Origin of the sequence: Pseudomonas sp. NY15437 (assembly GCF_048068435.1) — a bacterium.
Classification (GTDB): domain Bacteria; phylum Pseudomonadota; class Gammaproteobacteria; order Pseudomonadales; family Pseudomonadaceae; genus Pseudomonas; species Pseudomonas nitroreducens_B.
In genome coordinates this window covers 19,880-42,966 of record NZ_JBLUQC010000014.1, presented here as the reverse complement: position 1 = coordinate 42,966, position 23,087 = coordinate 19,880, and the positions used below count along the sequence as shown (strand labels likewise).

The 23,087-nt window shown below is 67.1% G+C and carries 20 protein-coding genes; 6 read left to right on the top strand and 14 right to left on the bottom strand.

Translation table 11 applies throughout. The features are described 5' to 3' along the window. Position 1: 1 nt before the first annotated feature. Both ACNFIA_RS25490 and ACNFIA_RS25485 read right to left on the bottom strand, forming a co-directional pair. Positions 2 to 586, bottom strand: a complete 585-nt coding sequence (locus ACNFIA_RS25490) for an HD domain-containing protein (protein WP_259753960.1) — start codon at positions 584 to 586, stop codon at positions 2 to 4. Between the two features lie 138 nt (positions 587 to 724). Beyond that, the gene (locus tag ACNFIA_RS25485; RefSeq protein WP_416789759.1) at positions 725 to 1,528 is read right to left on the bottom strand and encodes a helix-turn-helix transcriptional regulator; all 804 of its coding nucleotides are present in this window, start codon (positions 1,526 to 1,528) and stop codon (positions 725 to 727) included. A 195-nt stretch (positions 1,529 to 1,723) separates the two neighbouring features. Here ACNFIA_RS25485 and ACNFIA_RS25480 point away from each other — a divergent pair, with 195 nt between their 5' ends. Together ACNFIA_RS25480 and ACNFIA_RS25475 are read left to right on the top strand one after the other, a co-directional pair. Continuing rightward, entirely contained in the window at positions 1,724 to 3,088 is a 1,365-nt protein-coding gene (locus ACNFIA_RS25480; RefSeq protein ID WP_416789757.1) for an APC family permease, read from the top strand. 12 nt (positions 3,089 to 3,100) lie between these two features. After that, entirely contained in the window at positions 3,101 to 4,198 is a 1,098-nt protein-coding gene (locus ACNFIA_RS25475) for a P1 family peptidase (protein WP_416789756.1), read from the top strand. Between the two features lie 243 nt (positions 4,199 to 4,441). On the opposite strand, the gene ACNFIA_RS25470 is transcribed toward ACNFIA_RS25475, so the two are convergent. The 11 genes from ACNFIA_RS25470 to gcl all read right to left on the bottom strand — a co-directional run bounded on the left by ACNFIA_RS25470 (position 4,442) and on the right by gcl (position 18,717). After that, complete coding sequence (locus ACNFIA_RS25470) at positions 4,442 to 5,440, bottom strand: sulfate ABC transporter substrate-binding protein (protein WP_416789755.1); 999 nt, start codon at positions 5,438 to 5,440, stop codon at positions 4,442 to 4,444. An 82-nt stretch (positions 5,441 to 5,522) separates the two neighbouring features. Next, positions 5,523 to 6,146, bottom strand: coding sequence for a hypothetical protein (locus ACNFIA_RS25465; RefSeq protein WP_416789754.1), 624 nt, complete (start codon positions 6,144 to 6,146; stop codon positions 5,523 to 5,525). Positions 6,147 to 6,215: 69 nt separating this feature from the next. After that, complete coding sequence (locus tag ACNFIA_RS25460) at positions 6,216 to 7,880, bottom strand: mucoidy inhibitor MuiA family protein (protein ID WP_416789752.1); 1,665 nt, start codon at positions 7,878 to 7,880, stop codon at positions 6,216 to 6,218. Between the two features lie 192 nt (positions 7,881 to 8,072). Further along, positions 8,073 to 9,317: a serine/threonine transporter SstT gene (sstT, locus tag ACNFIA_RS25455; RefSeq protein ID WP_416789750.1), complete on the bottom strand. Its 1,245-nt coding sequence runs from the start codon at positions 9,315 to 9,317 to the stop codon at positions 8,073 to 8,075. Positions 9,318 to 9,522: 205 nt separating this feature from the next. Further along, positions 9,523 to 10,356, bottom strand: coding sequence for a diaminopimelate epimerase (gene dapF, locus ACNFIA_RS25450; protein WP_416789748.1), 834 nt, complete (start codon positions 10,354 to 10,356; stop codon positions 9,523 to 9,525). A 33-nt stretch (positions 10,357 to 10,389) separates the two neighbouring features. Then, positions 10,390 to 11,307, bottom strand: coding sequence for an urea transporter (locus ACNFIA_RS25445; protein WP_416789746.1), 918 nt, complete (start codon positions 11,305 to 11,307; stop codon positions 10,390 to 10,392). A 588-nt stretch (positions 11,308 to 11,895) separates the two neighbouring features. Next, positions 11,896 to 13,326 carry a pyruvate kinase gene (gene pyk / locus ACNFIA_RS25440; RefSeq protein WP_416789744.1) on the bottom strand — a complete coding sequence of 477 codons (1,431 nt, stop codon included), beginning with the start codon at positions 13,324 to 13,326 and terminating at the stop codon, positions 11,896 to 11,898. A gap of 74 nt (positions 13,327 to 13,400) precedes the next feature. Continuing rightward, positions 13,401 to 14,690, bottom strand: coding sequence for a glycerate kinase type-2 family protein (locus tag ACNFIA_RS25435; protein WP_416789742.1), 1,290 nt, complete (start codon positions 14,688 to 14,690; stop codon positions 13,401 to 13,403). A 322-nt stretch (positions 14,691 to 15,012) separates the two neighbouring features. Next, complete coding sequence (locus ACNFIA_RS25430; protein ID WP_416789740.1) at positions 15,013 to 15,999, bottom strand: 2-hydroxy-3-oxopropionate reductase; 987 nt, start codon at positions 15,997 to 15,999, stop codon at positions 15,013 to 15,015. A gap of 23 nt (positions 16,000 to 16,022) precedes the next feature. After that, positions 16,023 to 16,805 carry a hydroxypyruvate isomerase gene (hyi, locus tag ACNFIA_RS25425; protein ID WP_416789739.1) on the bottom strand — a complete coding sequence of 261 codons (783 nt, stop codon included), beginning with the start codon at positions 16,803 to 16,805 and terminating at the stop codon, positions 16,023 to 16,025. A gap of 136 nt (positions 16,806 to 16,941) precedes the next feature. Beyond that, the gene (gene gcl / locus ACNFIA_RS25420) at positions 16,942 to 18,717 is read right to left on the bottom strand and encodes a glyoxylate carboligase (protein WP_416789738.1); all 1,776 of its coding nucleotides are present in this window, start codon (positions 18,715 to 18,717) and stop codon (positions 16,942 to 16,944) included. Between the two features lie 355 nt (positions 18,718 to 19,072). On the opposite strand from gcl, the gene ACNFIA_RS25415 reads away from it, so the two are divergent. Continuing rightward, positions 19,073 to 19,504 carry a GlcG/HbpS family heme-binding protein gene (locus ACNFIA_RS25415; RefSeq protein ID WP_138526052.1) on the top strand — a complete coding sequence of 144 codons (432 nt, stop codon included), beginning with the start codon at positions 19,073 to 19,075 and terminating at the stop codon, positions 19,502 to 19,504. A gap of 114 nt (positions 19,505 to 19,618) precedes the next feature. On the opposite strand, the gene ACNFIA_RS25410 is transcribed toward ACNFIA_RS25415, so the two are convergent. Continuing rightward, a complete protein-coding gene (locus ACNFIA_RS25410) occupies positions 19,619 to 20,272 on the bottom strand; it encodes a TetR/AcrR family transcriptional regulator (RefSeq protein ID WP_259753982.1) in 654 nt (217 codons plus the stop codon). Between the two features lie 212 nt (positions 20,273 to 20,484). Between ACNFIA_RS25410 and moaA the strand changes: the two genes are divergently transcribed. The 3 genes from moaA (at position 20,485) to ACNFIA_RS25395 (ending at position 22,959) form a co-directional block, all read left to right on the top strand. Beyond that, positions 20,485 to 21,480: a GTP 3',8-cyclase MoaA gene (gene moaA, locus ACNFIA_RS25405; RefSeq protein ID WP_416789737.1), complete on the top strand. Its 996-nt coding sequence runs from the start codon at positions 20,485 to 20,487 to the stop codon at positions 21,478 to 21,480. 65 nt (positions 21,481 to 21,545) lie between these two features. Continuing rightward, positions 21,546 to 22,364: a substrate-binding periplasmic protein gene (locus tag ACNFIA_RS25400; RefSeq protein ID WP_416789735.1), complete on the top strand. Its 819-nt coding sequence runs from the start codon at positions 21,546 to 21,548 to the stop codon at positions 22,362 to 22,364. Positions 22,365 to 22,473: 109 nt separating this feature from the next. Continuing rightward, positions 22,474 to 22,959, top strand: a complete 486-nt coding sequence (locus ACNFIA_RS25395) for a hypothetical protein (RefSeq protein ID WP_416789733.1) — start codon at positions 22,474 to 22,476, stop codon at positions 22,957 to 22,959. Positions 22,960 to 23,087 lie beyond the last annotated feature (128 nt).

Below are 23,087 nucleotides of genomic sequence, written 5' to 3'. Positions count from 1 at the left end.
CTCAGGCCATCGTGCCGTCGGGCCTCTGGTAGATCGAACGGCGGGGCTGGGCGAAGACACGGCGCAGCATGGGTTCGAAGAACTCCAGGGGCAGCACTTCGCCGTCCGGATCGAAGGCTGCGGCGTCGTAGCGCGCGCAGAATTCGATGGTCTGTTCGAACTGCGGATGGTCCTTGAACTGCTCGCGCAGGTGCCGGTCCAGGCCCAGGTGGTGGAAGAAGTAGTACCCCTGGAAGATCGCGTGCTTCTCGATCATCCACAGGTTCGCTTCGCTGACGAAGGGCTTGAGGATGGCCGCGGCGATGTCGGCGTGGTTGAACGAGCCCAGGGTGTCGCCGATGTCGTGGAGCAGCGCGCAGACCACGTACTCCTCGTCGCGACCGTCGCGGTGGGCCAGGGTGGCGGTCTGCAGGGAATGGGTCAGGCGGTCCACCGGGAAGCCGCCGAAGTCGCCGTCGAGCAGGCGCAGGTGGGTCATGATGCGGTCGGGCAGCAGCGCGGCGTACTGGCCGAAGTCCTTGGCGATGATCGCCCAGTCCTCGGCGGTGCCGTCTTCCATATGGGTGAAGTGGGCGCGTGCGTTCATCGGGCTGTCCTCTTGTGATTGTTGGAGGGGGACGGCTCCAGTCTAGAAGCGCACGGCGCCGGCGGTAGTGTCCGTGCAGCGCCAGCGGGCTGTCCCGGCGGGCGCGAATGGCACGGCATCAGCCGCGCGGATGACCGCTCAGGGGTTCTCCGGATCGTGCCCCAGCGACTGCAGGAACAGCGAGAACAGTTCCGGCTGCGAGGAAATGTCGAGCTTGTTGTACAGGTGGCGGCGGTGGACCTTGATGGTCTCCGGCGAGATCGCCAGGCGCTCGGCCATGGCCTTGGAGGAGTAACCCCGCAGGATCAGCCGGGCGATCTCCAGTTCGCGTTCGGAGAGCACGCCGGCGCCGAAGTGGCTCAAGGCATCGCGCACCTGCACCGCCACGCCATCGCTCACGCCCGGCAGCAGGCGCTGGCTGTGCTGCTGCCAGTGCTGCTGCATCAGCGCCAGCACCCAGGGGCAGAGCATCGCCAGCAGGCCCGTCTGCTCGCCATCGAACAGCCGGCGCATGCCCAGTGACAGCGACAGCGCGCCCTGGCCGGGCAGTTGCAGGATGAACTGCACCTCGTCCTCCAGCACGTTGTCGTGGAAGTAGCTGAGGAAGTATTCGCTCTGGCGGAACTGGTCCGGGGAGATCTCCTCCAGCCGGTACAGCCCGCTGGGCACGCCCTCGCGGCAGGCCTGGTAGAACGGGTCGAGCTGGTACAGGCCGTCGAGGTAGATCGCCATGGCTGCCGGGCCGGCGGTGGGTTCGGCGTCGTATTCCTCCAGCGCCACCGGCGTGCCGCTGGCCGGGTAGAACATCGCCAGGGCGTTATCGAACGGCAGCCATTGATGCAGCAGCAGGACCAGTTGCTTCCAGAAACGTGGCTGGCCGATCTGCTCGATGGCGCGGCCGAGGTTGGCGTGCATGCCGACCTCGCGGAACAGGTTGTGCATCCGTTGGCTCCCGTGGGTTCGGCGTACGGTTTCCTCCTTTTACCGTTTCGCCGTCAAGGGGGCGTAACCCCAAATGGTGATTGGCCGCTGCCGGCGCCGTGCCCAGACTGCCTCCACAGAGCGCTCCGAGCAGAGGGCGCGCCAAGGTCTTCGTTCCTGCCTCAGCCCCCAATAACAACACGAGGAAACAACGATATGAGCGCTTCCCCTGCGCCAGCGAGCGCGCTCAAGCCCAGCCTGGGCGTGCTCGATGTAGTCGCCATCACCGTCTCGGCGGTCACCCCCGCCAGCTCCGTTTTCGTCATCGCGCCCTTCGCCGTCCAGCAGGCCGGCAGCGGCGCTTTCCTGGCCTTCGTCTTCGCCGGCTTCCTGGCCCTGATGTTCGCCTGGTGCTACGCCGAACTGGGCCGCGCCCACAGCTCCGCCGGCGGCGAGTACGTCTACGCCAAGCGCGTGTTCGGCGGCCTCGCCGGCTACGCCACCTTCCTCACCGTGCTGGTTTCGCTGCTGTTCATCCCGCCGGTGCTGGCGACCGGCGCGGCGACCTACCTGAACAACGCCCTGGGCACCGGCTTCGATACCCAGACCGTCGCCCTGGTGATCGTCGCCGCCAGCTACGTGCTGGGCATCCTCAACATCCGGGTGAACGCCTGGATCACCGGGGTGTTCCTGCTCTGCGAAGTGGCGGCGCTGCTGGTCATCGTGGTGCTCGGCTTCGGCCACGTCAGCCAGCCGCTGAGCGTGCTGCTGCAGCCGCAGCACATCGACGGCGGGATACTGGCCGCCGCGCCCTGGGCGCTGGTGATCGGCGCCGTGGGCACCGCGCTGTTCTCCTACAACGGCTTCGGCGGCGCGGTGCTGCTGGCCGAGGACATGAAGTGCGGCGGGCGCAACGTGCACCGCGCGGTGATCTGGTCGCTGCTGCTGGTGGTGGCCATCGAGATCGTTCCGCTGACGGCGTTGCTGCTGGGCGCGCCGTCGCTCAAGGACATGATCGCCAGCCCCGACCCGGTCGGCTACCTGCTCACCGCCCATGGCAACGAAACGCTGTCGCGGCTGGTCAGCGCGGGCATCTTCCTCTCGGTGTTCAACGCCATCGTCGCCATCGTCATCCAGGTTGGCCGGGTGATCTTCAGCAGCGGCCGCGACGAGCTGTGGACGCCGCTGATGAACCGCGCCTTCACCCGCATCCATCCGCGCTGGGAGTCGCCGTGGATTGCCACGCTGTTCCTCGGCGTGCCCTCGGCGGCGCTGAGCTTCAGTTCGAACCTGGCGGAGCTGACCTCCTTCACCGTGCTGCTGCTGGTGATGGTCTACCTGGTGGTGGCGCTCTGCGCGCTGTTCAGCCGCGTGCTGCGCCGCGACCGCGAGCACCCGTACCGCATGCCGCTGTGGCCGCTGCCGGCGATGCTGGCGGTGCTCGGCGCCGGCTACCTGTTGCTCAACCTGCTACTGGACGCCTCCTCGCGGGACGTCATGATCATTGTCGGGTTACTGGCCGTGTCGGTGATTCTCTACAGCACCTACGGCAAGCTCAGCCCGGCCTTCCAGAAATTGTAAGAAGGAGACAGCATGCGCGCTCGTCAACTCGGCATCACCCTCGGCCTGGGCACTCCCGGCGAGTTCAACGCCATTACCGACGTTTCCGGCGTCCGCGTCGGCCACAGCACGCTGATCGGCGAGCGCGACGGCCGCGCCGTGCGCACCGGGGTCACGGTAGTCCAGCCTCGGGCTGGCGCGGCGCGGTGGCAACCCTGCTTCGCCGGCTGTCACGTGCTCAATGGCAACGGCGACGCCACCGGGCTGGAATGGATACGCGAGGCCGGGTTGCTGACTACACCCATCGCCATCACCAACACCCACAGCGTGGGCACGGTGCGCGATGCGCTGATCGCAGCCGAGCATGCTGAGCTGGCGGACCCGTCCATCTACTGGTGCATGCCGGTGGTGATGGAAACCTATGACGGCCTGCTCAACGACATCTGGGGCCAGCACGTCGGCGCCGAGCAGGTGCGCGAGGCGCTGGCGCAGGCCGAGTCCGGCCCGGTTCGCGAAGGCCCGGTGGGCGGCGGCACGGGGATGATCTGCCACGAGTTCAAGGGCGGCATCGGCACCGCGTCGCGCAAGCTGCCGGCGCAACAGGGCGGCTGGACCGTGGGGGCGCTGGTGCAGGCCAACCACGGCCAGCGTCGCGAGCTGCGGGTGGACGGTTATCCGGTCGGTCGTCACCTCGGTGATCTGCCGTCACCCTTTGCCGAGCAGGGCACGCCGGGCATGGGCTCCATCGTGGTGATCCTCGCCACCGACGCGCCGCTGTTGCCGCACCAGTGCCAGCGCCTGGCCCAGCGTGCGTCGCTGGGGATCGCCCGCACCGGCGGCGGGACCGACGATTCCAGCGGCGACATCTTCCTCGCCTTCGCCACCGGCAACCACGACCTGCCGGCGGCGGACTACGGGCGCAAGGATCTGCCGTTCGCCACGGCGCTGCAGATGGTCAACAACGACCATATCTCGCCGCTGTTCGCCGCCGCCGCCGAGGCGGTGGAGGAGGCCATCGTCAACGTGCTGCTGGCCGGCAAGGACATGCGCACCGACGACGGCGTGCTGGTGCCGGCGTTGAGCGCGGAGCGGCTGCTGGCGGCTCTGCGCGAGGTGGGCTGGAACGGATGACGCGGGGCTTGGGCGGGTTGTAGGAGCGAGCTTGCTCGCGAACGGCTTTTCCGGCGGCTCAGGAGCTGGGCGGGTTCGCGAGCAAGCTCGCTCCTACAAGTTGACTCTGTGCCATGAAAAAAGCCGGAGCTGCTGGGCAGCTCCGGCTTCATCGTTGGTGTAGGAGCGGACTTCGTCCGCGATTGGTCTGCATCGCGCCGGAAACCATCGCGGACGGAGTCCGCTCCTACGCCCAACCTGGAGTCAGTTCGGCGTGTAGATCTGGTCGAACACGCCGCCGTCGGCGAAGTGGGTCTTCTGCACGGTGCGCCAGTCACCGAAGGTCTTCACCACGGAGAAGAAGTCCACCTTCGGGAAACGGTCGGAGAACTTGGCCAGCACCTCCGGGTTGCGCGGGCGCAGGTAGTTGTTGGCGGCGATGGTCTGGCCTTCGTCGGACCACAGGTACTTCAGGTAGGCCTCGGCTTCGGCGCGGGTGCCTTTCTTGTCGACCACCTTGTCGACCACCGCCACTGGCGGCTCGGCTTCGGCGGAAACGCTCGGGTAGACCACCTCGAAACCGCCACGGCCGAACTCGCGGGCGATCATCTCGGCTTCGTTCTCGAAGGTCACCAGCACGTCGCCGATCTGGTTCTGCATGAAGGTGGTGGTCGCCGCGCGGCCGCCGGTATCCAGCACCGGGACGTTCTTGAACAGCTGGCCGACGAAGGCCTTGGCCTTGGCTTCATCCGCGCCATGCTTCTGCGCGTAGCCCCAGGCGGAGAGGTAGGTGTAGCGGCCGTTGCCCGAGGTCTTCGGGTTCGGCACCACCACCTGCACGCCCGGTTTCACCAGGTCGTCCCAGTCCTTCAGGCCCTTGGGGTTGCCCTTGCGCACGATGAATACGGTGGCCGAGGTGAAGGGCGCGCTGTTGTTCGGCAGACGGGGCGCCCAGTCCTTGGGCACCAGGGCGCCGTTGTCGGCCAGGGCGTCGATGTCGGTGGCCTGGTTCATGGTGATGACGTCGGCCGGCAGGCCGTCGATGACCGCGCGGGCCTGTTTGCTGGAACCGCCGTGGGACATCTGGATGGTGATCTTCTCGCCTTTCTCAGCCTCCCAGTGCTTCTGGAAGGCGGCGTTGTAGTCCTTGTAGAAGTCGCGCATCACGTCGTAGGAGACGTTGAGCAGGGGCTGGGCGGCCTGGGCGGCGGAGGCCAGGGCAAGGCCGGCGGCCAGCAGCGAGGCGCTGAACAGACGTTTCACGAGCAGTTCCTTTTGGCAGTGTTGTTGGGTGTCTATTATGCCGACAGGTTATATAGCACTTAAATACTTAAAGGCTATTTGCTTATGCGGGGGCCAGGGTCCGCAGTTCCCCTTCGAGGTTGGCCCGCGCAGGGGCCTCCCAGTCGCGCCGCAGCGTTGGCGTCTGGTAGAGCGGCGCCTGGTCCAGCAGCTGGCGCAGCACCTTCGCCCGTCCCGCGTTGAACAACGCGTCCGGAACCCAGGCATATTCGCGGCGCACGGCGGCCTGGTATTGCGCATACACCGGTGGGGCGCTGGCCAGGATCGACAGGTCGATATCCGCCACCAGCGCGGCATCGCCGGCAAGGCCGCCGGCCTGGTGACAGGTCGCCATGATCAGCGCGTGCAGCGCCTCGCCGTGCCGGGCGAGGCCGCGCTCGGCGAGCCAGCCACAGGCCAGCGCCGCACTGGCGGCCTCGTTGTCCTGGCGCCGGGTGTCGTAGATCACGTCGTGCAGCCACAACGCCAGTTCCACCCGTGCCGGCTGGTCGGCCAGCTCGCGCAGGCGGTCGAAGTGCGCCAGGCAGGCGAGGATGTGTGGCGCGCCGTGGTAATGCCGGTCGCTGCCGCCGTAGTGACGCTCCAGCTCGGCAAAGCTGCCCGGAGGCGCCGTGCCGCCGAGCTGGCGCCAGAGCGATTCCCAGCGCAACGGGTCAAGTGCGCTCATCGGTGCTCCATCAGGGAAAGGGTTGCCCGGCAGCCTAGCAGGCCTGCCGGGCGTTGACTGCCCTGGCCGTCAGTCCAGCCCGGTGACGTCCAGTTCCTTGGGATACTCGACGCTGAACTTGAAGGTGGTGCTGCGTTTCTCGCCCGGTTTCAACTGCCAGTCCCACCGCAGCTTGCCGTCGTCCTCGCGGGTGGCTGCCTGGTCTTCGGGCTCCAGCAGGGCAACCTTGATCTGTTCGTTGCGCGACACCGGCAACTGGTCCTTGAACTGCAGGCGCTGCTCGGTCTTGTGGTTGTTCTGCGCCTCGATGCGGAACTCGTAGGTGATGCGCTTGCGCCCGCCCGTGAGCCCGGTGTAGTCGGTGTAGCGGTTGACCAGCTTGCGCTTGATCGCCATGGCTTCGTCGCCGCCCAGGGCCAGCTCGAAGGTCTCGCCCGGCATCACCGCGCGCAGCTGGCCGCTGGCGACGAAGGTGTTGCCCAGGTAGGTGTTGAGGGTGCCGGGCAGCAGCGGATAGTCGCTGGCGTTGCGGGTGTCGGCCTGCAGGTAGGCGGCTTCGCGCAGCGATGGCGTGGCCAGGTAGCGGAAGGTCGCCGGCAGCTTGAACTGGGCGATGGCGACCTTCTGCGAGCTGCCGTCGCTGTTGAGCGTGGCGCGGGTCGGGATGTGGAAGGAAGCGCTGGTGGTGGCGCCGCTGACGTCAGCCACGGCGACGGGCATGTCCGGCATTTCCGCCAGGGCGCCGGCGGCGGCCTGTTCGTCGGCGGCGAAGCGCTGCGCCTTCTTCGCTTCCAGCGCCATCATCGGCGCGGCGGGGGCCGGCGCGGGGCGCGGGACCATGACCGTGCGCGGGTCGAAGGTGTCGACGAACCATGGCGAGAGCGCCGGCACGCTGCTGCCCAGGTTCGGGCGGGCGGTGGACAGGGTGAGGTCGACGTCGGTCCAGTCCTCGCCGCTGCTCTGCCGGACGATGCCCTGATAGGTCATCTCGATCTGCTCTTCGCCATCGCGCAGGCGCGCATCGTAGGCCGGCCGCCAGGAGGCGTCGTAGAGCGTGTAGCTCAGTTGCACGCGCACTTGCGCGGGCTTCTCCAGCGCCACGCGGAGGATCGCGCGCTTGTAGTGGGTGCCGTCGCCGGCGAGGTGGCTGCGCTGGTTTTCCAGCTCCTGCCTGCGTTGCTGCAGTGCTTCGCTTTGCTGGTCGAGCTGGCGCTGTTCGTCGAGGAGGCGGCCGAGGCTACTTTCGCTCATCTGCAGCAGGTTCTTCAGCTCCTCGATGCTCGGCAGCGCCTGGTTCTTCCCTGGCTTGGTGCTGCTGGCCTGGATGTCGGCGAGGAACTGCTTCTGGTTCGCCAGCACGCTGCCGCGGTCGCTGATCTCGCGTTCCTGCCGCTCGATCTCGCGCAGCTGCGCGTCGAGCTGTTGCAGGCGGTTGTCCTCCGACGGCGACGACACCTGGGGCGCGCTGCTGACGTCGAGCAGGGTGGCGGCGGCGCTGGCGGCGAGCGAGGCCTGCAGGCTGTTGTCATCGATGCGCTGGGGCAACTGCTCGAGGGCAATCTCGTGCTGGCCAGCGGGCAATTGCAGGGTGGCGGTGCGGGTGACGATGGCGCGGTCGGTATAGACGGTGACGGCGCTGATGCGGCTGTCGGCGACCTGCGGAGCGGCCAGCAGCGCCGTGCTGAACGATGCAGCGGCCATGGCCAGGATCAGAGGGTGGAATCGAAAGGGCATGTGCTCACCTCGGCAAGGCCGTTCCCTGGAAGGCGGCCGGCACTGCGGAACGCCACCATGGCGTCCGTCCTTGCTGCGTGTGACGAAGGCGGTGGGCGAAACGGGTTGAGCGGGGGAGGCGCGGATCGGCGGCGGCCGACGAGCGGCGGGCCGAGGGAGGATGCCGGGGCGTCGTTCGCCCCGGCAGGAGGGTCAGGCGCGTTCGCCTGCCGGCGGGGCGTCCACGTCGCCTTCGGCCAGGCATGCCGCGGCGGTGAAGAGCACGTCGGTGGAGGAGTTCAGCGCGGTCTCGGCGGAGTCCTGGAGGATGCCGATGATGAAGCCGACCGCTACCACCTGCATCGCCACTTCGCTGGAAATGCCGAACAGGCCGCAGGCCAGCGGGATCAGCAGCAGCGAGCCGCCGGCCACGCCGGAGGCGCCGCAGGCGCAGATCGAGGCCACCACGCTGAGCAGGATGGCGGTGGGCAGGTCCACGGCAATGCCGAGGGTGTGCACTGCCGCCAGGGTCAGCACGCTGATGGTGATCGCGGCGCCGGCCATGTTGATGGTGGCGCCCAACGGGATCGACACCGAGTAGGTGTCCTCGTGCAGGCCCAGGCGTTCGCACAGCTGCAGGTTGACCGGGATGTTGGCCGCCGAGCTGCGGGTGAAGAAGGCGGTGATGCCGCTTTCGCGCAGGCACATCAGCACCAGCGGGTACGGGTTGCGGCGAATCTTGGCGAAGACGATCAACGGGTTGACCACCAGCGCCACGAAGAGCATGCAGCCCAGCAGCACGGCCAGCAGGTGCAGGTAGCCGATCAGCGCATCGAAGCCGGATTCGGCGATGGTGCCGGCCACCAGGCCGAAGATGCCCAGCGGGGCGAAGGCGATCACCACGCGGACGATCAGGGTGACGCCACCGGCCAGGTCGTCGAGCAGGTCGCGGGTGCTCTGGCGCGCGTGGCGCAGGGCGACGCCCAAGCCGATGGCCCAGGCCAGGATGGCGATGAAATCGGCCTCCAGCAGCGCCTTCACCGGGTTGGTGGTGACGCTGAACAGCAGCGAGCGCAGCACTTCGCCGATGCCGCCGGGCGGCGCCAGTTCGCTGGTCGGCGCGCTCAGCACCAGGGTCGAGGGGAAGGCGAAGCTGGCCATCACCGCGATCACCGCCGCCGAGAAGGTGCCGATCAGGTAGAGCACGAGGATCGGCCGGATGTGCGTGCGCTGGCCCTGCTTGTGGTTGGCGATGGAGGCCATCACCAGCACCAGCACGAGCACCGGCGCCACGGCTTTCAGGGCGGAGATGAACAGCTTGCCGAGCAGGCCGACCGCTGCCGCGCCTTGCGGCCAGAGCAGGGCGAGGGCGATGCCGCAGAGCATGCCGATGAAGATTCGCAGGACCAGGCTGGTGCCCTTGAGTCGCTGCACAAGAGTGGGAGTGGGTAGCGTCATGACGTCTTTCGCTGCTGGAAGTGGGATCGCCCCGGCGAGCCGGGTGCGAAAGGGCGCGGATTATGCCGTCTGAGACCGGGAAATGCGCGGTTACCCGTCGATTGATCCGTCAGGTTGTGCTTCGGCAGGTGTCGGATTGCAGTCTGGCCGCGTGCAGGCGAACCGGCATTGATCCATGCCGGTCGTCCTGGGAATCAGGCGAAAATCAGCCGAGGTCGGCGAAGGCTTCCGGGTCCAGGTCGATGCCGGCGACCCGCTGCACGGCGCCGCGCATGGTCACCTGGAAGTCGTCGTCGACGCGGATCGCCAGGCGGCCGCCGGCCAGTTCCAGGTCGATGCGTTCATCGCACAGGCCGAGCTTGCGCGCCACCGACGCCGCGGCGCAGCTGCTGGTACCCGAGGACAGCGTATAGCCGGCGCCGCGCTCCCAGATTTCCACGCGCAAGGCGCTGCGCGACAGCCACTGGAACTGCACGTTGGTGCGCCGGGGGAACAGCGGGTGGCGTTCCAGCAGCGGTCCGAGGCGGCAGGCCAGCTCACGGCTGGTCTGCTCGACGAACACCACGCAGTGCGGGTTGCCCATGGACACGGCGTTGATCTTCAGCGCCACGCCGTCGATTTCCAGGGGATAGTCCAGCGCCTCGGGGGCGTCGATCAGCACCGGGATCTTCGCGCAGGCGAACTCGGCGCGGCCCATGGACACCTCCACGGTGCGGCCCTCGTCGGACACCTGGCTGGTGACGGTGCCGCCGGCGGTGACGATGTCGAACGGCTGCCCGGCGACCAGCCCGCAGTCCCACAGGTAGCGGGAGAAGATGCGCAGGCCGTTGCCGCTCTTTTCCGCTTCCGAGCCGTCGGGGTTGAGGATGCGCAGGCCGAAGGCGGCGTCGGTGTGATGGGCGAGCAGGATGCCATCGGAGCCGATGCCGTGGTGACGGTCGCAGACCCGGCCGATCTGCGCGGCCGTGAGGGCGAACGGCGCGTCGCCGGCGTACACCAGATAGTCGTTGCCCAGGGCCTGGTATTTCACGAAGTTCATGGATGCGATCCGTCGCCGCAAAAGGGCCCTCGACTATACACGGGGGCCGCTGCTTTCCCTTCGCGGATCGAGCAGCAGCGCTTGCAGCGCGCGCTGGCCGAGGATCACCAGCCAGCAGGCGAGGATGAAGGGGGCGGTGAACGCGGGTAGGCCGATGAGGGCGAAGCAGGGTTGCAGCAGCACCGCCAGGGCGATGCCGCACAGCGGGGCCAGCGGGTGGCGGTAACGCAGCGACAGGGCGATACCGGCCAGCGCGCCGTTGAGCCCGAGCAGGCCGGCCTGGGCCGAGGCGGCCGGCAGGTCGAACAGCGGGGCGAGGGCCAGCGCACCCGCGGCGCCGACCAGGGCCCAGAAGGCGGCGCGGCGCTCCACCAGCAGCAGGCCGAGGGCGATGGTCAGGCCGGCGAGCGGTTCGCCGAGGAAGATCACTTCGCCGAAGCCCCGCGCCGTGGCATCCAGCAGCGGACTGACCGCGCCGCAGGAGAGGCAGGCGACGCCGCCCGCCGGCGCGAAGCCCAGCGCCTTGCCCAGCGCCACCGACACCCAGCCCAGCAGCACGAAGGCGGAGGTGTAGGCCGGCAGGCCGAAGCGCCGGCGCGACTGTCGCAGCAGCACGGCCTGCACGGCGACGCCGGTGAGGATGGCGGCAACGGTGAGCATCACCAGCCCCAGCGACCACTGGAACTGGAAGGGCAGCAGCAGGCCGATGAGGATCGGGTTGTAGTCGTGCAGGCCGGCGTCGATGTCCGTCTGCGGCTCGCGCACGAAGCGGGCGGTGAGCGGGCCGAGCAGCGCACCCAGCAGCGCGCCGGGCAGCAGGTGCGGCGCGGACCAGGCGATGGTCAGCAGCAGGATCAGGCCGAAGCGGGCGTCGGCTTGCAGGTAGATCTGGCCGAAGCCGATCAGGCGGTTGGGGAGGAGCCGTTTCTGCGAGAAGAGGGTCAGGGGCATTTGGGGTCTGGGCAGTTGAAAGTGACTCCGCAGCGCCTCGTTGGGTGTGGGGCATCGAGGCCCCATCGGCGGGCGCTGCGTGAGAACCGTGTGACGCCGCCATACGGGGCCGCGCCACGGGTTGGGAAAAAGAAAAGAGGCTGCCTGCGGGATCACCGCGGACAGCCCCGAAAATCCATGGCCAGCATTGGGAGTTGCTGCGTGGGGGCCATGGACCGACAAGCATTCGGTGCTCATGCATTCATCAACAAGGTCAAACCCGGACGGACGGGGACGCGGCCCCGTATTCCCGGCCCCGTCCGTCCGGGAGTGACTCGGTGCGGAGGCACGCACTTGGGCGTGGCTCCTGAACTCGGTGTTTCTCCTGTTTGCCCTGCCTTCCCTCACCCCAGCCCTGGCTGCGCGCCCCGCTCAGAGGGAGAGGGGGCAGGTCGGCGTGGCTATCAGTCCCGCGCTATACGGCTGACTCCTCGCTGCACCCTTGCTTCAATGAGCGCCACACTTGCTGGCGACTCCGATCAGCTCCCTCTCCCGCTTGAGGAGCGGGGCGCGTAGCCAGGGTTGGGGAGAGGGGCTCTCAGCCGAGCATCAAACCTCCAACGCCGGCGCCACCGTCTCGATGCGCAGCATGTTGGTGCTGCCCGGCTGGCCGAACGGCACGCCGGCGGTGATCACCACGGTGTCGCCACGGCGCGCCATGCGCTGGGCCAGGGCGATGTCCAGGGCGGTGGAGCAGATCTCGTCGACGTGGGCGAGCTGCGCGTTGACCACCGAATGGACGCCCCAGGCCACGGTCAGGCGGCGGGCGGATTTCAGCTGCGGCGTCAGGCTGAGGATCGGTGCCTTGGGCCGTTCGCGGGAAGCGCGCAGGGTCGAGGCTCCGGACTCGGTGTAGTTCACCAGCACCGCCACCGGCAGGATGCGGCTGATCCGGCGGATCGCGCAGCTGATGGCGTCGGAGACGGTGGCGTCCGGTTCCGGGCGGTTGATTTCCAGCGTGGCCTGGTAGTCCGGCTCGGCTTCGACCTGGCGGATGATCTTCGCCATCATCTCCACCGCTTCGCGCGGGTACTGGCCCGAGGCGCTCTCGGCGCTGAGCATCACGCAGTCGGCGCCTTCGCTGACGGCGTTGGCGACGTCGGTCACCTCGGCGCGGGTCGGCGCCGGGGAGAAACGCATGGATTCGAGCATCTGGGTCGCCACCACCACCGGGCGGCCGAGCTGGCGGCAGACCTGGATGATGCGCTTCTGGATGCCTGGCACGCTCTCGGCGGGCATCTCCACGCCCAGGTCGCCACGGGCGACCATGATCGCGTCGGACAGCTTGGCGATGGCTTCGATGGACTGCACCGCCGAAGGCTTCTCGATCTTGGCCATGAGGAAGGCCTTGTCGCCGATCAGCCCGCGGGCTTCCTCGATGTCTTCAGGGCGCTGCACAAAGGACAGCGCGACCCAGTCCACGCCCAGCTCCAGGCCGAAGGCCAGGTCGCGACGGTCCTTGGCGGTCAGCGGGCTGAGCTTGAGCACCGCTTCCGGGACGTTGACGCCCTTGCGGTCGGACAGCTCGCCGCTGTTCATCACGCGGGTCTCGATGGCATCGCTGTGGGCGTTGAGTACCTGCAGGCGGATCTTGCCGTCGTCCAGCAGCAGGCTCATGCCCGGCTCCAGCGCCTGGATGATTTCCGGGTGGGGCAGGGTGACGCGCTTGTCGTCGCCCGGTGCATCGTTCAGGTCGAGGGTGAAGGTCTGGCCCTTCTGCAACTGCACCGCGCCCTCGGCGAAACGACCGACGCGCAGCTTCGGCCCCTGCAGGTCCATGAGGATGCCGATGGGGTAGTTCAGCTCGGCTTCCACTTCGCGCACCCAGGCGAAACGCTGGGCGTGGTCGCTGTATTCGCCGTGGCTGAAGTTCAGGCGGAACAGGTTGGCGCCGGCTTCCACCAGGGCGCGGATGTCCTCGCGGCTTTTGATCGCCGGGCCCAGGGTGGCGAGAATTTTTACTTTCTTATCAGGAGTCATGATCAGGCTCGAGTCAGGTGATTTCGTGGCCGCGTTGCTGGGTCCGCGTTCGCCAGGCTAGGCGCGGAATGCAGCTAATGGCGCTCCCTTCTCGAGCCTGCATTCTCGAGGACCAGGATGGCGCGGAAGTCGTTGACGTTGGTGCGGGTCGGTTTGGTGATCACCAGGTCGCCCAGTTCGGCGAAGAAGCCGTAGCCGTTGTTGTTGTCGAGCTCGTGCAGCGGGTTCAGGCCGGCCTTGAGGGCGCGGCTGTAGCTGCATGGGCTCATCAGGGCACCGGCGTTGCTTTCCATGCCGTCGATGCCGTCGGTGTCCCCCGCCAGGGCCCAGATGTTCGGTTCACCCTTGAGGTCGGCGGTGAGGCTGAGGAGAAACTCGGCGTTGCGTCCGCCACGGCCATTGCCGCGCACGGTCACGGTGGTCTCGCCACCGGAGAGGATCAGGCACGGCGCCTTCAGCGGCTGGCCGTGCTTGCGAATCTGCCGGGCGATACCGGCGTGGACCTTGGCCACCTCGCGGGATTCGCCTTCCAGGTCACCCAGGATCAGTGTCGGGATGCCGGCGGCTTCGGCCTTGGTCGCCACGGCGTCGAGGGCATGCTGGGGCGTGGCGATTAGCGTGAAGTGGCTGCGCGACAGGCATTCGTCGCCGGGCTTGACCGTCTCCGAGCGCGGGTCTTCCAGCCAGGCGCGCACGTTGGCCGGCACGTCGATGGCATAGCGCTTGAGGATCGCCAGCGCATCGGCCGACGTGGTCGGGTCGCCCACCGTGGGGCCGGACGCGATCACCGTGGCCTCGTCGCCGGGCACATCGGAAATGGCGTAGGTATACACGCTGGCCGGCCAGCAGGCGCGGGCCAGGCGGCCACCCTTGATGGCCGAGAGGTGCTTGCGCACGCAGTTCATTTCGCTGATGGCGGCGCCGGACTTGAGCAGGGCCTTGTTCACGCTGCGCTTGTCGTCGAGGCTGATACCCTCGGCCGGCAGGGCGAGCAGGGCGGAGCCGCCGCCGGAGAGCAGGAAGATCACCCGGTCGTTCTCGGTCAGCCCGCTGATCAGCTCCAGCACGCGACGGGCGACGCGTTCGCCGGCGTCGTCCGGCACCGGGTGCGAGGCTTCCACCACTTCGATGCTGCGGCACTGCGCGCCGTAGCCGTAGGGCGCGACCACCAGGCCCTGGACGTTGCCCTGCCAGTGCTTCTCGGCGACTTCGGCCATGGCGCCGGCGGCCTTGCCGGCGCCGATCACGATGGTGCGACCGCCCGTGTCGCTGGGCAGGTGCTGCGCCAGTACCTGGGCCGGGTGCGCGGCGGCGATGGCGGTGTCGAACAGCTCGCGCAGGAAGGCGCGTGGGTCGAGGCTCATGACAGGCTCCGATGATTCTTGTTGTGGTGTTCCATGGCTCAGGCTTCTGCGTGCAGAAGGCTCAGCGATGGAATCGAACACCCCGGCCGGCGAGGCCGTGATTCCCAACGGCCGGGTGTTCGAAGCGCTTTGCAGCGTGGCGGGCGAGGCCACTCCCATAACCTGGCCCGTCACCTTGCTCTCTGGCGGATAACGCCGCAGGCGTTATGCGCCCTACGTCCTGCTCGTCGTAGGATGGGTGGAGCTTGCGATACCCATCACCCGGTGGTGCAGGGATTGACGGGTATCGCTGCGCTCGACGCCATCCTGCGAGGCGGCTTCTTCAGTCCTTGCGGATGGAGAAGTTGGCCATGTGCTCCAGCCCCTTGATCAGGCCGGAGTGGTCCCAGTTGCTGCCGCCGATGGCCGCGCAGGTGCTGAACACCTGCTGGGCGTTGGCGGTGTTGGGCAGGTTCAGGCCCAGTTCGCGCGCGCCGGCCAGGGCCAGGTTGAGGTCCTTCTGGTGCAGGCTGATGCGGAAGCCCGGATCGAAGGTGCCCTTGACCATGCGGTCGCCGTGCACTTCGAGGATGCGCGAGGAGGCGAAGCCGCCCATCAGCGCTTCACGCACCTTGGCCGGGTCGGCGCCGTTCTTGGCGGCGAACAGCAGGGCTTCAGCGACGGCCTGGATGTTCAGGGCGACGATGATCTGGTTGGCCACCTTGGCAGTCTGGCCATCGCCATTGCCGCCGACGCGGGTGATGTTCTTGCCCATGGCCTGGAACAGCGGCAGGGCGCGTTCGAAGGTGTTCGGGCAGCCGCCGACCATGATGCTCAGGGAAGCGGCCTTGGCACCGACTTCACCGCCGGAGACCGGGGCGTCCAGGTACTGGGCGCCGGTGGCCTTGATCTTCTCGGCGAAGGTCTTGGTGGCGGTGGGGGAGATCGAGCTCATGTCGATCACCACCTTGTTCGGGCCCACGCCCTCGGCGATGCCGTCCTTGCGGAACAGCACGTCCTCGACCTGCGGGGTGTCGGGCACCATCACGATGATGAACTCGGCTTCCTGGGCGACTTCCTTGGGGTTGGCCAGGGCGACGGCGCCGCCTTCGACCAGGGCCGCCGGGGCGGCGTCGTGGTGGGTGGAAACGAAGATCTGGTGACCGGCTTTCTGCAGGTTCTGCGCCATGGGCAGGCCCATGATGCCGGTGCCGATGAATCCGATTTTGGCCATGAGGAGTTCTCCTGGTTGTTCTTGTTGGGCTTCCGGCTCCCCGCGTACCCAGGGAGTCGATGAGCTGGCCGTAGGATGGGTATCGCTTCGCTCCACGCCATCCTACGAAGTGAGTCGGGTCACACGACGTTGTGGCTCTTCAGCCAGCCGAGGCCGGCTTCGGTGGTGGTCTTGGGCTTGTATTCGCAGCCGACCCAGCCGCGGTAACCGATGCGGTCCAGGTGGTCGAAGAGGAAGCGGTAGTTGATCTCGCCGGTGCCCGGCTCGTGGCGGCCGGGGTTGTCGGCCAGCTGCACGTGGTTGATCGAGGCGAGGTTCTTCTCGAGGGTCCGCGCCAGGTCACCTTCCATGATCTGCATGTGGTAGATGTCGTACTGCAGGAACAGGTTGGCGCTGCCGACCTTCTCGCGGATGTCCTGGGCCTGCTGGGTGGTCTGCAGGTAGAAGCCGGGGATGTCGATCGTGTTGATCATTTCCATGACCAGCTTGATGCCCGCGGCTTCGAGCTTGCCCGCCGCGTACTCCAGGTTGTTCAGGAAGGTGTTTTCGATGGTCGCGCAGTCATGGCCCTGCGGACGGATGCCGGCCAGGCAGTTGACCTGGGTGTTGCCCAGCACCTTGGCGTAGGCGATGGCCTTGTCGACGCCGGCGCGGAATTCCTCGACGCGGTCCGGGTGGCAGGCGATGCCGCGCTCGCCTTTCGACCAGTCGCCGGCAGGCAGGTTGAACAGCACTTGTTCGAGCTGGTTGGCGTCCAGGCGGGCCTTGATCACCTCGGCTTCGACGTCATACGGGAAGAGGTACTCGACACCGCTGAAACCGGCGCGCGCGGCGGCTTCGAAACGGTCGAGGAAGTCCACCTCGGTGAACAGCATGGACAGGTTGGCGCAGAAACGGGGCATGGGGTCACTCCTGTTGAACGGGTGGTGCGTGGCGCTCGGTTTCCTGATGAAAGAGAGCAGGGGGTGGGGGACTCTCCGCCAGGAAATATCCACCCCCAGCTCCTCCCCGGAGGGAGGAGTCGTTCGGTCCGGCTGATCAGTCCAGTAGAGAGATGGCAGTCGGCGCATCGACGCCTTTGAGCGCCAGTTCTTCGAACTCGTTGACCGCGTTGATCTCGGTACCCATGGAGATGTTGGTGACGCGCTCCAGGATGACCTCGACCACCACCGGTACCCGGTGCTGCTGCATCAGTTCGCGAGCCTGGGCGAAGGCGGCGCCGATCTGGTTCGGGTCGAATACGCGGATCGCCTTGCAACCCAGGCCTTCCACCACGGCGACGTGGTCCACGCCGTAGCCGTTGAGCTCCGGTGCGTTGACGTTGTCGAACGCCAGCTGCACGCAGTAGTCGATCTCGAAGCCGCGCTGCGCCTGGCGGATCAGGCCCAGGTAGGAGTTGTTCACCAGCACGTGGATGTACGGCAGGTTGAACTGCGCACCGGCGGCCAGCTCTTCGATCATGAACTGGAAGTCATAGTCGCCCGACAGGGCGACGACCTGGCGGCTGGGGTCGGCCTTGACCACGCCCAGGGCTGCCGGAATGGTCCAGCCCAGCGGGCCGGCCTGGCCGCAGTTGATCCAGTGGCGCGGCTTGTACACGTGCAGGAACTGGGCGCCGGCGATCTGCGACAGACCGATGGTGCTGACGTAGCAGGTGTCCTTGCCGAAGAATTCGTTCATCTCTTCGTAGACGCGCTGCGGCTTGACCGGCACGTTGTCGAAGTGGGTCTTGCGCTGCATCGTGCGCTTGCGCTCGCGGCAGGCTTCTACCCAGGCGCTGCGGTCCTTCAGCTTGCCGGCGGCTTTCCACTCGCGGGCCACTTCCAGGAACACCTCCAGGGCGGAACCGGCGTCGGAGACGATGCCTAAGTCCGGGGTGAATACGCGGCCGATCTGGGTCGGTTCGATGTCCACGTGGACGAACTTGCGGCCCGCGGTGTAGACGTCGACCGAACCGGTGTGACGGTTGGCCCAGCGGTTGCCGATGCCCAATACCAGGTCCGATTCCAGCACGGTGGCGTTGCCGTAGCGGTGCGAGGTCTGCAGGCCGCACATGCCGGCCATCAGCGGGTGATCGTCAGGGATGGTGCCCCAGCCCATCAGGGTCGGCACCACCGGCACGCCGGTCAGCTCGGCGAATTCGACCAGCTTGTCGGAGGCATCGGCGTTGATGATGCCGCCGCCGGCGCAGATCAGCGGACGCTCGGCGTCATTGAGCAGGGCCAGGGCCTTTTCGGCCTGGGCGCGGGTGGCCTTGGGCTTGTTCACCGGCAGCGGCTCGTAGGCGTCGATGTCGAACTCGATCTCGGCCATCTGCACGTCGAACGGCAGGTCGATCAGCACCGGGCCGGGGCGGCCGCTGCGCATTTCGAAGAAGGCTTTCTGGAAGGCATAGGGCACCTGGCCCGGCTCCAGCACGGTGGTCGCCCACTTGGTGACCGGCTTGACGATGCTGGTGATGTCCACGGCCTGGAAGTCTTCCTTGTGCATGCGCGCACGGGGCGCCTGGCCGGTGATGCAGAGGATCGGGATGGAGTCGGCGGAAGCCGAGTACAGGCCGGTGACCATGTCGGTGCCGGCAGGGCCGGAGGTGCCGATGCACACGCCGATGTTGCCGGCGGTGGTGCGGGTGTAGCCCTCGGCCATGTGCGAGGCGCCTTCCACGTGGCGGGCCAGGACGTGATCGATGCCACCGAGTTTCTTCATGGCCGCATACATGGGGTTGATGGCGGCGCCCGGTACGCCGAAGGCGGTATCGACGCCCTCGCGACGCATGACGAGTACGGCAGCCTCGATTGCTCTCATTCTGGCCATATTTTGTTCCTCGGTTCTTATACTGATTGTGTACAAAAGTTGAGGCGATTCTAAGCAGGCCATTCGCTGAAGGTCAAGATGGGTTGTATACGAGGGACTGGACGGTCATTTTTTGTTGGAGCCCATCTATTACGAGGGTTTTGCTGAAAAGCTGAACGCCAGGTCAAACTGTTGTTTGAAAAAATGTATACAAAAATAGATCGTAATTGTCCTTTTCTGTTGCTTTGGGTAAGCCCTTCGGCTACTAGATTGCGTACAGATTTCTGATACGCGTGTGCGCAGCATTCATCTGCTCATGGCGTGGCCCCGGCTTATCCACCTTGACCTGTCTTGTCACCTTGAAGAGGAAAACCTCATGAGCACCCTGAGTCTGGAAACCGCACTGGACATTACCCGTCATGCCCTGGTCGCCAGCCGCGAGCTGTCCACCGCGCCGCTAACCATCGCCGTACTGGATGCCGGCGGCCATCTGCTGAGCCTGCAGCGCGAGGACGGCGCGAGCATGCTTCGCCCGCAGATCGCCATCGGCAAGGCGTGGGGCGCGGTGGCGCTGGGCAAGTCGTCGCGCGTGCTGGCGGCGGATGCGCAGCAGCGCCCGTCGTTCATCGCCGCGGTGAACACCCTGGCACAAGGCAACGTGGTGCCCGCACCGGGCGGCGTGCTGATCCGCAATTCGGCCAACGAAGTGATCGGCGCCATCGGCATCAGCGGCGACGCCTCGGACATCGACGAGCAATGCGCGATCCGCGGCGTGCAGGCGCTGGGCCTGGTGGCGGACGCGGGCTGATCGAAGAAGGGAAGGGCGCGCAGTTCATCGCGCGCCCGCGCCCGGCGTTACCTGTAGGAGCGGGCCATGCCCGCGATCGCGCGCATGGCGCGCTCCTACAATCGAGGTTTCAGCTCAGATCGACAACGGCCGCAACCGCCCCTGCGGCTTGGGCTCGGCGCCGTTGTCCGGCGCGGTGCCGCGCAGCACCAGGCGGGTGATGGTCTCGGTGGCCGCTTCGAAATCCGCATCGCTGAGGCTGGTCTTGCCGGTGACCATGGAGATCTGCCAGTCGAAATCGGCATAGGTCTGGGTCGCCGCCCAGATGGTGAACAGCAGGTGGTGCGGGTCCACCGGCGCCAGCAGCCCGCGGTCGATCCAGCTCTGCAGGCAGGCGATGTTGCGCTGGGCCTGGGCGTTCAGCTCGTCCAGGTATTCCTTGGGCAGGTGCGGCGCACCGTGCATCAGCTCGCTGGCGAACACCTTCGAGGCGTGCGGCAGCTCCTGGGAAATCCTCACCTTGGAGCGGATGTAGGCGCGTAGCGCCTCGCTCGGCTCGTCGTCCTCGCGGAACGGCGCGGAGGCCTGCAGCAGCGGCTCCACCACGCTTTCCAGCACGCAGCGGTAGAGGTTTTCCTTGGACTGGAAGTAGTAGTAGACGTTGGGCTTGGGCAGCCCGGCGCGAGCGGCGATGTCGCTGGTCTTGGTCGCCGCGAAACCCTTCTCGGCGAATTCCTCGCTGGCTGCGCGCAGGATGAGGCGCCGGTTACGCTCGCGAATGCTGGTCATTGGCTGGTCTTCTTTCTTTTATTGCTGTTGTCACCGAACAGGGCCGGGCATGGTAGCACCGGGCTCTGGAGCCCCTCAACTCGGGGCCTGTCGCGGTACTGGCGTGCAATTTCCTGACTCGCGAGTCGGTTTTATGTGTACAGCGACGACGTTCTAGGGTATTTCTAGCGCACTTTCGTTCGGCACCTGCCATCCGGAACTCCCCACTGCCCATGTCCGATTCCCAGCTGGTCGATCCTTTCGGTCGACGCATCACCTACCTGCGCCTCTCGGTCACCGACCGTTGCGACTTCCGCTGCACCTACTGCATGAGCGAAGACATGCAGTTCCTGCCGCGCGACCAGGTATTGAGCCTGGAAGAGCTCGAAGCCGTCGCCGACGCCTTCATCGGCCTGGGCGTGAAGCGCATCCGCATCACCGGCGGCGAGCCACTGGTGCGCAAGGGCCTGAGCGGGCTGCTGGCGAAACTGGGGGCGCGCGCGGAGCTGGACGATCTCTCCATCACCACCAACGGCTCGCAGTTGCGAGAGCGCGCGGTCGAGCTGCGGGCGGCCGGCGTGCGCCGCCTGAATATCAGCCTGGATTCGCTGCGCCGGGAACGCTTCGCCGCCTTCACTCGCTCCGACAAGCTGGAGCAGGTGCTCGACGGCATCGACGCCGCCCGCGAGGCCGGCTTCGAGCGCATCAAGCTCAACGCCGTGGTGCAGAAGGGGCGCAACGACGACGAGGTCTGCGACCTGGTGGCCTTCGCCCTGGAGAAGGGTATCGACATCAGTTTCATCGAGGAAATGCCGCTGGGCAGCGTCAGCAGTCACGCGCGCAAGGAAACCCTGTGCAGCAGCGACGAAGTCCGCGCGCAACTGGCCGAGCGCTGGCAATTGCTGCCAACGCCCGAGCGCAGTGGCGGGCCGTCGCGTTACTACCGCATCGACGGCCATGCCAGCCGCATTGGCTTCATCTCGCCGCACAGCCATAACTTCTGCGGCGACTGCAACCGGGTGCGAGTGACCGCCGAAGGCAAGCTGGTGCTTTGCCTTGGCCACGAAGGCGCGCTGGACCTGCGCCAGTTGCTGCGCGAACACCCCGGCGACAGTGCGCGCCTGCGCCAGGCGCTGATGCAGGCGCTGCAGCTCAAGCCCGAACGCCACCATTTCGAAGCCGACCAGCAGGTGCAGGTGCTGCGCTTCATGAGCATGACCGGCGGCTGAGCCCGCCACGGTGGGCGCCCGGCCCGCCGGACAAAACAAAAACAACAGGTAACAAGGAGAGTCGTTTGAAGCTCAAGGCAGTCTGCTGCGCGCTCGCCAGCATCCTTTCCAGCAGCGCGATGGCGCAGACCTACGTGGTCGGCGTCGAGAATCTCGCCTTCGCCCCGCACTACAGCACCGACGCCCAGGGCCATTACCAGGGCTTCGCCCGCGAATTGCTGGATCTGTTCGCCAGCACCAGCGGCATCACCCTGGAATATCGCCCGCTGCCGGTGGACGCGTTGCTGCCGGCATTGCTGTCCGGCCAGGTCGATCTGAAGTACCCGGACAACTCCAACTGGGCGCCGGAGCAGAAGGCCGGGAAGACCCTGCGCTACAGCCAGCCGGTGACCGAGTACGTCGATGGCGTGCTGGTGGCGCCGGAGCGCCTGGGGCAGGGCGTCGGCACGCTGAAGACGCTGGCGCTGGTGGACGGCTGGACCCCGCGCGGGTACGAGCAGCAGGTGCAGGCGGGGCAGATCGCCGTGGCGCCCGGCGCCGACCTCCGGCAGATGATTCACACCGCGCTGAAGAAGCAGGCCGACGGCGCCTACTTCAACGTGGTGGTCGCCACCTACTACCTGGACAACATCCGCGCGAAACCCGGCGCGCTGGTGTTCGACCCCTCCCTGCCGCACACTCGCAGTGCCTTTCACCTCTCCACCCTGAAGCAGGGTGAACTGGTGGAGCGTTTCGACCGCTTCCTGGTCGAGCATGCCGAGGCGGTGGCGGCACTCAAGGCCAGGTATGGCGTCGAGGCGAGCCTGGACTCCGAGCACCTGGGCGTGGAGCAGTGGAAGGTGGACTTCCTCGAGCGCCAGAAAGCGAAACAGAAGTCGCCCTGAGCCGCCCGATTCCCTAGAATCGCCGCTGCCGTTCGCGCGCCAGCCGTAGGGAGGATGAAGTGCGCCGCGCTGTGTTGTTCCTTCACTGCCCTGACCTGCCGGAGCCGACATGAGCGACCTGCGCATTCCCCTGCGCGAGGGTGTGCTGGTCTGCCCCGGCTTCCGCATCCAGGCTCAGCCCGAACCTTCGCTGGCCATCGACGGCGACCTGCTCTGGGCGCTGGAGCAGGCGCAATGGCGCCCGCTGGCGGTGTCGCTGGAAGAGCGTGACGGCGCGGTGTGGATCACGCCGCTGCCGCTGGCGCAGCAGGCCGGGTTCGACCCGCAACGGGTGATCGGCTGGCGCGACGAGCCGGTGCGCATCGAACAGCCCGACGGCGTCGAGGATGCCGAAGCGGCCATCCACTGGCGGCGCGGCGGTACGGTCGAGGATGTGCGCGGGCGCGTCAGCCACCATCCCTGGGGGCGCCTGCTGCGCCTGGAGGGCCCAGGCATCGGGCCGGAGCACATGCTCTTTCCCCGCGGCTGTGCCTGCATCTACCTGGGCCACCTGGACACCGAGTGGCGTCACCTGCGCTTCGAACTCTTTTCCTGAACTGCAATCTCACTAGAGAGCGGCCCCTGCGGTTGCCGCCAACGTGGCGGGAGCGTGGCGGTTGGTTGCCTCGCGTGCGAGCGGCCTGCACCTCCTGCTTAGTGCATGCAGTCCATGATGAGGTGACC

Excerpts from the sequence above, each read along its gene's own strand:
- ACNFIA_RS25490 (WP_259753960.1), bottom strand. The coding sequence starts at position 586 with ATGAACGCACGCGCCCACTTCACCCATATGGAAGACGGCACCGCCGAG.
- ACNFIA_RS25485 (WP_416789759.1), bottom strand. The coding sequence starts at position 1,528 with ATGCACAACCTGTTCCGCGAGGTCGGCATGCACGCCAACCTCGGCCGC.
- ACNFIA_RS25480 (WP_416789757.1), top strand. The coding sequence starts at position 1,724 with ATGAGCGCTTCCCCTGCGCCAGCGAGCGCGCTCAAGCCCAGCCTGGGC.
- ACNFIA_RS25475 (WP_416789756.1), top strand. The coding sequence starts at position 3,101 with ATGCGCGCTCGTCAACTCGGCATCACCCTCGGCCTGGGCACTCCCGGC.
- ACNFIA_RS25465 (WP_416789754.1), bottom strand. The coding sequence starts at position 6,146 with ATGAGCGCACTTGACCCGTTGCGCTGGGAATCGCTCTGGCGCCAGCTC.
- ACNFIA_RS25460 (WP_416789752.1), bottom strand. The coding sequence starts at position 7,880 with ATGCCCTTTCGATTCCACCCTCTGATCCTGGCCATGGCCGCTGCATCG.
- sstT (WP_416789750.1), bottom strand. The coding sequence starts at position 9,317 with ATGACGCTACCCACTCCCACTCTTGTGCAGCGACTCAAGGGCACCAGC.
- dapF (WP_416789748.1), bottom strand. The coding sequence starts at position 10,356 with ATGAACTTCGTGAAATACCAGGCCCTGGGCAACGACTATCTGGTGTAC.
- ACNFIA_RS25445 (WP_416789746.1), bottom strand. The coding sequence starts at position 11,307 with ATGCCCCTGACCCTCTTCTCGCAGAAACGGCTCCTCCCCAACCGCCTG.
- pyk (WP_416789744.1), bottom strand. The coding sequence starts at position 13,326 with ATGACTCCTGATAAGAAAGTAAAAATTCTCGCCACCCTGGGCCCGGCG.
- ACNFIA_RS25435 (WP_416789742.1), bottom strand. The coding sequence starts at position 14,690 with ATGAGCCTCGACCCACGCGCCTTCCTGCGCGAGCTGTTCGACACCGCC.
- hyi (WP_416789739.1), bottom strand. The coding sequence starts at position 16,805 with ATGCCCCGTTTCTGCGCCAACCTGTCCATGCTGTTCACCGAGGTGGAC.
- gcl (WP_416789738.1), bottom strand. The coding sequence starts at position 18,717 with ATGGCCAGAATGAGAGCAATCGAGGCTGCCGTACTCGTCATGCGTCGC.
- ACNFIA_RS25415 (WP_138526052.1), top strand. The coding sequence starts at position 19,073 with ATGAGCACCCTGAGTCTGGAAACCGCACTGGACATTACCCGTCATGCC.
- ACNFIA_RS25410 (WP_259753982.1), bottom strand. The coding sequence starts at position 20,272 with ATGACCAGCATTCGCGAGCGTAACCGGCGCCTCATCCTGCGCGCAGCC.
- moaA (WP_416789737.1), top strand. The coding sequence starts at position 20,485 with ATGTCCGATTCCCAGCTGGTCGATCCTTTCGGTCGACGCATCACCTAC.
- ACNFIA_RS25395 (WP_416789733.1), top strand. The coding sequence starts at position 22,474 with ATGAGCGACCTGCGCATTCCCCTGCGCGAGGGTGTGCTGGTCTGCCCC.